The sequence below is a fragment of the Streptomyces sp. NPDC057638 genome (genome assembly GCF_042800315.1).
In the GTDB taxonomy this organism is placed as follows: Bacteria; Actinomycetota; Actinomycetes; order Streptomycetales; family Streptomycetaceae; genus Streptomyces.
Genome location: NZ_JBHVHF010000544.1, coordinates 1 through 2,607, shown reverse-complemented (window position 1 = coordinate 2,607; position 2,607 = coordinate 1). Strand labels below are relative to the sequence as shown.

Annotated in this window: 2 protein-coding genes; one reads left to right on the top strand and one right to left on the bottom strand. The window is 70.5% G+C overall.

The features are described 5' to 3' along the window. Positions 1-230 precede the first annotated feature (230 nt). Positions 231-698 (bottom strand): RDD family protein, encoded by a 468-nt coding sequence (locus ACFVIM_RS34560; protein ID WP_384310193.1) that lies wholly within the window; start codon positions 696-698, stop codon positions 231-233. A 406-nt stretch (positions 699-1,104) separates the two neighbouring features. On the opposite strand from ACFVIM_RS34560, the gene glnA reads away from it, so the two are divergent. Continuing rightward, the gene (glnA, locus tag ACFVIM_RS34555; protein ID WP_384310190.1) at positions 1,105-2,514 is read left to right on the top strand and encodes a type I glutamate--ammonia ligase; all 1,410 of its coding nucleotides are present in this window, start codon (positions 1,105-1,107) and stop codon (positions 2,512-2,514) included. Positions 2,515-2,607 lie beyond the last annotated feature (93 nt).

Sequence of the window (2,607 nt, the reverse complement as noted above, 5' to 3'; positions counted from 1 at the left end):
CCCCGGATTCGCTCCGGGGCGCCTCTTCGTCTGCGCCGGGTCAGGCCCGGTCCGCCGGGTCCGCCGGGCCCGACCCGGTCCGGGATCTCTCCGTACGGAGGCGGCACGAGCGGTCCGCACCCGGATCGGGTGCCGGTCGGCCGGATCGGGCGCCGGTCGGCCCGCCCCCGAGGCCCCCGTACCGCGGCTCAGGCTCCCCGGAGACCTCCGGGGAGCCCGACCACCGGCTCTCAGAGCCGGACCTGGACCGCGCGGGAGAGCTGGTCGTGCAGACCACGGCCGTCGCGGTCCCACACCAGGGCGGGGATGGCGAGGCAGAGCAGCAGCGAACGCAGGGCGACCCGGGCGAGGCCGAGGCGGCCGCCGTCCAGGGACACCACCCGGAGTCCGAAGATCCGCTTGCCCGGGGTGAAGCCGACCGTGCCGACGGTGAGGATGTTCAGCACCAGGAGGATGCCGAGCGCCCAGTTACCCGCCGCCTGGCCCTGACCGCCGGCGAAGAGTCCGTATGCGATCAGGAAGCAGAGCCCCCAGTCGACGAAGATGGCGCCGAAGCGCCGACCGATGGGGGCGATGGAGCCCGGTCCTGCCTCCGGCAGGCCGAGCCGCTTGCCCCGGTATCCGAAGTCGGCGCCCATCTCCTCGGCCGCCGCGCGCGGCCCGGAGAGCCACGATCCGATTGCTTGCCTGTTGTCCACCCGTCCACGGTACTGTGCCCGGTTCCCCCTGCTTCGCGGCGGGTGCGGACCGGCCCCGCGGCCTCCCGTCCGGATCATGCCCGCGGCCTCCGTCCGGATCAGGCCCGGCTCACCCGCCCCCGTCGCCGCCCGCTCACGCGCGTCCCTACGGTGCGGCGGGCCCGTCCCCGTACCGCCGCGCGTCCGCGGTGAGGGAGACGGCCGACCGCCCGGCATGCCCCTGCCATACCTCCCCGGTCCCACCGGCCCCCGGCGCCCCCGGTTAACTTGGGCGAAACAAATGGGTCATGCTGGAGAAATCCCGTCTGCCTAAGGTCAGCCCTGCGTGTGCCACCGCACTGGCCGCACGACCACGCTGCAAACCCCGCCCCTCCGGTGAGGAGGGTCCGGGAGTAGGAGGAGTTGGATGTTCCAGAACGCCGACGAAGCGAAGAAGTTCATCGCCGACGAGGACGTCAAGTTCATCGACGTCCGGTTCTGCGACCTGCCGGGTGTGATGCAGCACTTCACCATCCCGGCGTCGGTGTTCGACCCCGACGAGGAGCTGGCCTTCGACGGTTCCTCGATCCGCGGCTTCCAGGCGATCCACGAGTCCGACATGGCGCTGCGCGCCGACCTGTCGACGGCCCGCCTGGACCCCTTCCGCCGCGACAAGACCGTCAACATCAACTTCTTCATCCACGACCCGATCACGGGCGAGCAGTACAGCCGTGACCCGCGCAACATCGCCAAGAAGGCCGAGGCCTACCTCGCCTCCACCGGCATCGCCGACACCGCCTTCTTCGGCCCCGAGGCCGAGTTCTACGTCTTCGACTCGGTCCGCTTCAGCACCTCGGCCAACGAGGGCTTCTACCACATCGACTCCGAGGCGGGCGCCTGGAACACCGGCGCCGTCGAGGACAACCGTGGTTACAAGGTCCGCTACAAGGGCGGCTACTTCCCGGCCCCGCCGGTCGACCACTTCGCCGACCTGCGCGCCGAGATCTCCCTGGAGCTGGACAAGGCGGGCCTCCAGGTCGAGCGCCAGCACCACGAGGTCGGCACCGCGGGCCAGGCCGAGATCAACTACAAGTTCAACACCCTGCTCGCCGCCGCCGACGACCTGATGCTCTTCAAGTACATCGTGAAGAACGTCGCCTGGCGCAACGGCAAGACCGCCACCTTCATGCCGAAGCCGATCTTCGGCGACAACGGCTCGGGCATGCACGTCCACCAGTCGCTGTGGCAGAACGGCTCCCCGCTCTTCTACGACGAGCAGGGCTACGCGGGCCTCTCCGACATGGCCCGCTACTACATCGGCGGCATCCTCAAGCACGCCCCCTCGCTGCTGGCCTTCACCAACCCGACGGTGAACTCCTACCACCGCCTGGTCCCCGGCTTCGAGGCCCCGGTCAACCTGGTCTACTCGCAGCGCAACCGCTCCGCCGCGATGCGCATCCCGATCACGGGCTCCAACCCGAAGGCCAAGCGCGTCGAGTTCCGCGCGCCGGACCCCTCCTCCAACCCCTACCTCGCCTTCTCCGCCCTCCTCCTGGCGGGCCTCGACGGCGTCAAGAACAAGATCGAGCCCGCCGAGCCGATCGACAAGGACCTCTACGAGCTCGCCCCCGAGGAGCACGCGGGCGTCCCCCAGGTCCCGACCTCCCTCCCGGCCGTCCTCGACGCCCTGGAGGCGGACAACGAGTACCTCCAGGCGGGCGGCGTCTTCACCTCGGACCTCATCGAGACCTGGATCGACTACAAGCGCACCAACGAGATCGCCCCGATCCAGCTCCGCCCGCACCCGCACGAGTTCGAGCTGTACTTCGACCTCTAGGAAGCCCGGCACGCCGCCCGCGCGGCGTGCCCCGGCCAGGCGGGCCGACCCGCCGCCGTAAGACGTCCGAGGGCCGTCACCTCCCCGTGGAGG